At 46.6% G+C, this 5,165-nt stretch carries 6 protein-coding genes; all 6 read right to left on the minus strand.

What is annotated here, in order from left to right; translation table 11 throughout:
* Positions 1–286, minus strand: a 286-nt coding sequence (locus ACWVCM_RS09790; RefSeq protein ID WP_455201561.1) for a peptidoglycan-binding domain-containing protein, incomplete at its 3' end; no start/stop codon positions are given.
* 148 nt (positions 287–434) lie between these two features.
* Positions 435–1,727, minus strand: a complete 1,293-nt coding sequence (locus ACWVCM_RS09795) for an adenylosuccinate synthase (protein ID WP_455201562.1) — start codon at positions 1,725–1,727, stop codon at positions 435–437.
* A 66-nt stretch (positions 1,728–1,793) separates the two neighbouring features.
* Positions 1,794–2,972, minus strand: coding sequence for an ATP phosphoribosyltransferase regulatory subunit (locus ACWVCM_RS09800; protein WP_455201563.1), 1,179 nt, complete (start codon positions 2,970–2,972; stop codon positions 1,794–1,796).
* A gap of 70 nt (positions 2,973–3,042) precedes the next feature.
* Complete coding sequence (locus ACWVCM_RS09805) at positions 3,043–3,231, minus strand: DUF2065 domain-containing protein (protein ID WP_455201564.1); 189 nt, start codon at positions 3,229–3,231, stop codon at positions 3,043–3,045.
* Positions 3,232–3,329: 98 nt separating this feature from the next.
* Positions 3,330–4,184 (minus strand): protease modulator HflC, encoded by an 855-nt coding sequence (hflC, locus tag ACWVCM_RS09810; RefSeq protein WP_455201565.1) that lies wholly within the window; start codon positions 4,182–4,184, stop codon positions 3,330–3,332.
* Positions 4,184–5,044 carry an FtsH protease activity modulator HflK gene (hflK, locus tag ACWVCM_RS09815; protein ID WP_455201566.1) on the minus strand — a complete coding sequence of 287 codons (861 nt, stop codon included), beginning with the start codon at positions 5,042–5,044 and terminating at the stop codon, positions 4,184–4,186. The genes hflC and hflK overlap by 1 nt, the downstream gene beginning before the upstream one ends.
* Positions 5,045–5,165 lie beyond the last annotated feature (121 nt).

Genomic DNA, 5,165 nt, shown 5'->3' on the forward strand with positions numbered 1-5,165 from the left:
CAGCACCAACCTGGGCATAACTGTACACGGTCAATCCCAATGCTTTAAGCGTAGATTTATCGAGTTCGCCGGTAATTGGTAGTCCACTGTCCCATTGAAAATTAGCGACTGCCTTGCGTGTCTTTTTACCAACCAGGCCATCAGCCGGTCCGGGTTTATAGCCTTTGTGTATCAAGCGCATTTGCGCATGATAGACAATGCGGTTACTTTCTGCTGCTTCAGTGATAACAGGAATATTCGTAACAAGCAGGATCGCAGCAATGCTGACAAAAGTGCGGTACGACATAGACTCCCCCAACGTAATTATCTTATGTCATTTTATTTAATTTATTTTACTTGTATAAAACGCATATTGCATGACGTTATTACATGAAATAAAAAACGGGGCTTAATGCCCCGTCTTAATAACAGTCAATTCGTTAAATATTAATGGCTTACTCAAATGGATGCCGCAAAATAATGGTTTCTTCACGATCCGGACCCGTTGACACGATATCGATTGGTGTTTCGACAATTTGTTCTATACGTTTCAAATAAGACTGCGCATTGGAAGGTAAATCAGAATATTGCCTGATTCCGACGGTTGATTCATTCCAACCCGGCATTTCCTCATATACAGGGGTGCAGGCAGCAAAGGCTTCTTCACCCACTGGTGGCGTTTTGCGTTCTTCACCACCACAGCTATAGCCAACACAAATTTGAATTTTCTCCAGACCATCCAGCACATCAAGCTTGGTGATACACAAACCCGATACACTGTTGATTTGATTGGAACGTCGTAATGCAACAGCATCGAACCAGCCACATCGACGCGCACGGCCTGTCGTGGCTCCGAACTCATGACCTTTTTCCGCCAAATGCCGTCCATGCTCATCATCCAGCTCGGTGGGAAACGGCCCTGAACCCACGCGCGTTGTATAAGCTTTGGTAATACCGACGACGTAATCAAAGGCACATGGCCCGACGCCACTGCCGGTACCGGCGTTACCCGCGGTAGTGTTTGAAGATGTTACATAAGGATAGGTACCGTGATCGATATCCAACAAGGCACCCTGGGCACCTTCAAACATAACGCTATCGCCTTGTCGTTGATATTGGTGTAACAGCTCGGGAATATCGGCAATCAACGGCGTAATGCGCTCACCCAATGCGAGGGATTCATCCAGCACCTGCTGGAAGTCGACAGTGTCCGCCTTGTAATAATTTTTCAGTGCAAAGTTATGGTAGTCCAGAACTTCACCCAGCTTTGCCGCAAAACGCTCGCGGTGCAATAAGTCACCCAGACGCAATCCACGACGGGAAACCTTGTCTTCGTAGGCAGGACCTATACCTCGACCGGTGGTGCCAATTGCAGATTTACCACGCGCAACTTCCCGGGCATTGTCCAGCGCGACATGATAGGGAAGTATTAACGGACAAGCTTCACTGATTTTAAGTCGCGAACTGACCGGCACACCCTGGGATTCCAGCATGTCAATTTCTTCTACCAGCGCATGCGGCGATACGACTACACCATTACCGATAAGACATTGAACGTTATCGCGAAGAATGCCCGAGGGAATCAGATGCAATACTGTTTTTTTGCCTTTAATGACCAGAGTATGTCCGGCATTATGACCGCCCTGGAAGCGCACTACTGCTTTTGCCTGATCCGTTAACAGATCTACAATCTTGCCCTTCCCCTCATCACCCCACTGGGTACCGATAACTATGACATTCTTTCCCATACTGTGCTTCCTGAAAGTGTGCTAAGACAATTTTGTTAAGTTAATTATCGCAATTGTTATTAGGCATTATGCTTTGACAATTACCCACTGACTTTTCTGTTTTTCCAGTTTGCGATCGCAGCCCATCGCTTCTGCATCGTGTGACTGACCTGGCAACGCAACGACAACACGCTCCCCTTGCTCACGCAGTTCATTAATTGTTTCCATTAGCGCTTCGTCGTCACTATCGGGTGCAAATATTGCGGAAACGGGGTTACTTATCGCCCCCGCATTTTCCACCAGGGTGCGCAAATCTGCAGTGAAGCCGGTGGCCGGGCGGGCTCTGCCAAACACTTCACCAATATGATCATAGCGACCACCATGAGCAATTGACTGACCTATGCCTGGCTTATAAGCTGCAAACACGGCACCCGTGTGGTAATTATACCCACGAAGCTCCGCCAAATCGAAGTGCAGCTCAACTTGTGGGTTATGCTTCTGCAATTGTCTGGCAATAACTTCCAGATTATCAATGGCTTTGTGGACCTGCGAGTCGGCGGATTTTAAAACCTCACGTGCTTTCGCCAGCACCTCTATACCACCATTTAACCAAATAAGCTCTGCCAGCATGGCTCGATTGTTTTTATCGATACCTGCTTCGTTCAATAATTCGGTAATTTCTGGTGCCGCCTTCCGTTGCAGGGCATCGAACAAGCGTGCTTCCTGTCGCTCATCAAGCCCCGCCTGTTGAGCCAGACCACGGAAAATTCCCACGTGACCAATATCCAGATATATTTCACCTAATTGAACACTGGCCAACATTGCCAGCATCAATCGAATAACTTCAACATCACTGGCCACATCTTCGTTGCCGTATAATTCTGCCCCGATTTGCATCAAGCTACGCTTATTTGACAAATCATCTGCCTGGGTTCTTAACACGGTACCCATATAACACAGGCGAGTCGGTTGTTCGCGCCCTAGTTGATGAGCATCAATGCGCGCTACCTGCGGCGTCATATCAGCCCGGATGCCCATCATACGACCGCTCTTTTGGTCGATAAGCTTAAAAGTTTGCAGATCCAGGTCACTACCAATGCCCGTCAGCAAAGATTCGGTATACTCTACAAATGGAGGAATGACTAGCTCATAGCCCCAGGTGGAAAACATATCTAATAGACGGCGGCGCAACATTTCGATCTGATGCGCATCTTTGGGGAGTAATTCTTCTATTCCTTCCGGGAGAACCCAACGATTGTTATTCATGGCAGGAGTATTATATTATTTTTAAGTCTTTATTTCCCATTTGTGGCCTTTAGTACATATCCACAAAATGTTAGTCATTCACCAGATACATTAGCAACACACCCGCTAACATCATGACAAGCCCACTTATTCGAAGCTGTCTGTCATCCATTTGCGAAATCATTTGAATTGCTTGCTTGAAGCCGGCAGGATTCAGAAACGGCAATAGCCCCTCAAGGACCATAAGTAATGCCAGTGCCAACAACAATTCTTGCCACATAATATCAAAATCCGGCGCACCCAACCGGCAAACTCAAGAGCCCAGTTACCAACAGGTTAGTGCGATAATTATTATTTTTTATAAAAAAGCTATCAGGCTTATTTAAAATACTTAAAAAACTCGCTTGTCGGCTGAACCACAAGAATGTCTTCTTTATTGGAAAATGAATTCCGATAGGCAATCAGACTGCGATATAAGGCATAGAATTCCTTATCTTTATTGAACGCAGTCGCGTAAATGTTTGCTGCTTCCTGGTCACCCTGACCACGAATTTCCTCCGCCTTACGAAAAGCTTCCGCCAGTATCACCGTGCGTTCTTTATCGGCCTTGGCTCGAATGGTTTCAGCTTCCTGCTCACCCTGCGCACGCAATTCTTTGGCAACTCGCTCTCGCTCCGCTTCCATGCGTCGATAAACAGATTCACTGATATTTTTATCCAGGTCAATACGTTTTATACGTACATCTATGATATCGATACCAAACTCTTGCGCCTGTTTGTTGGCTTCCACAGTCAGTATATCCATGATCTCATTACGATCACCGGACACCACCTGCTTAATGGTACGCTTACCAAATTCACCGCGCAGTCCGTCTTTAATGAACTGTGATAAACGAATATTTGCTCGTTCAGCGTCGCCACCTGTAGCGGTATAGAACTTTGAAACGTTATCAATTTTCCATTTTACAAACGCATCCACAATCACGTTTTTCTTTTCACTGGTAAGAAAGCGTTCCGGCTTGGCGTCCATGGTCTGAATACGCGCATCGAACTTACTGACGTTATTTACAAATGGAATTTTCAGGTGCAGGCCAGGAGAAAAATCAGTGCCGACAATTTCACCAAATTTAAACATGATTGCTTTTTCACGTTCATCCACTGTAAACACAGACATGGATCCGACAACCAGCAACGCCAGTATCAATATCAAACTAATCAATTTACCTTGAGTCATTAGCGAATCCCTCTACCGGTGGAGCGTGAACTATCTCTGAGCGGCTGTTGTACGCTGGATCGAGATGGCGATGTTGATTCCGGAGTCCTTGGCGATGATACAAAGTCACGAATCGCGCTTCCACCCTGCATCATTTTATCCAGCGGCAAATACATCAGGTTATTACCACCTTCAACGTCCACGATAACTTTACTGGTGTTTGACATCACTGATTCAACGGCATCAATGTACAAACGCTTACGCGTTACTTCTGGTGCCTTTTTATACTCTTCCAAAATTTGCAGGAAGCGACTGGTTTCACCCTTTGCCTCCGCGATCACCTGCTCCTTATAAGCAAGAGAATCTTCTTCGGCACGAGCTGCCTTACCACGCGCCCTTGGGATGATATCGTTAGCATAAGCTTCTGCCTCGTTCTTTAATCGCTCTTCATCCTCGCGCGCTTTAACGGCATCATCAAATGCAGCTTGTACAGGTTCCGGAGGTTGTGCATCCTGCATGTTAACACTGGTAACCAGCAACCCTGATTCATAACGATCGAGAATCTTTTGCGTCAACTCCTGAATATTCGCAGCAATTTCGGCGCGACCTTGCGTCAATACAAAATCCATATCCCGCTTACCAACAATTTCACGCAAGGCGCTTTCTGTTGCCTGGCGCAAAGTGTCATCAGGGTCAACGACTTTAAAGACATAGTCGCTGGCACTCTTGATCTTGTATTGCACTGCAAGATGAATATCAACGATATTTTCATCCTGGGTCAGCATGAGTGACTCTTCTTCTATCGATGCTGCTCGACGACTTCCTGTGGTCTCAGAACGATAACCGATTCTGGCATCACGAACGTTTTCAATGTCGACCATCTCATCGATATGGCACCCCTGCTAGCCGAACTGGGGGTGCAGCGTTTTTTTATCCAGGTGATCGGCATTCGGGGCAAAACCGCCCGGCAAAAAGAGGATGACTGGCAGCTTTCGCCGGCCG

It is taken from the genome of Kaarinaea lacus (assembly GCF_975902315.1).

Coding starts and splice junctions, on each gene's coding strand:
- ACWVCM_RS09795 (WP_455201562.1), bottom strand. CDS start 1,727: ATGGGAAAGAATGTCATAGTTATCGGTACCCAGTGGGGTGATGAGGGG.
- ACWVCM_RS09800 (WP_455201563.1), bottom strand. CDS start 2,972: ATGAATAACAATCGTTGGGTTCTCCCGGAAGGAATAGAAGAATTACTC.
- ACWVCM_RS09805 (WP_455201564.1), bottom strand. CDS start 3,231: ATGTGGCAAGAATTGTTGTTGGCACTGGCATTACTTATGGTCCTTGAG.
- hflC (WP_455201565.1), bottom strand. CDS start 4,184: ATGACTCAAGGTAAATTGATTAGTTTGATATTGATACTGGCGTTGCTG.
- hflK (WP_455201566.1), bottom strand. CDS start 5,044: ATGGTCGACATTGAAAACGTTCGTGATGCCAGAATCGGTTATCGTTCT.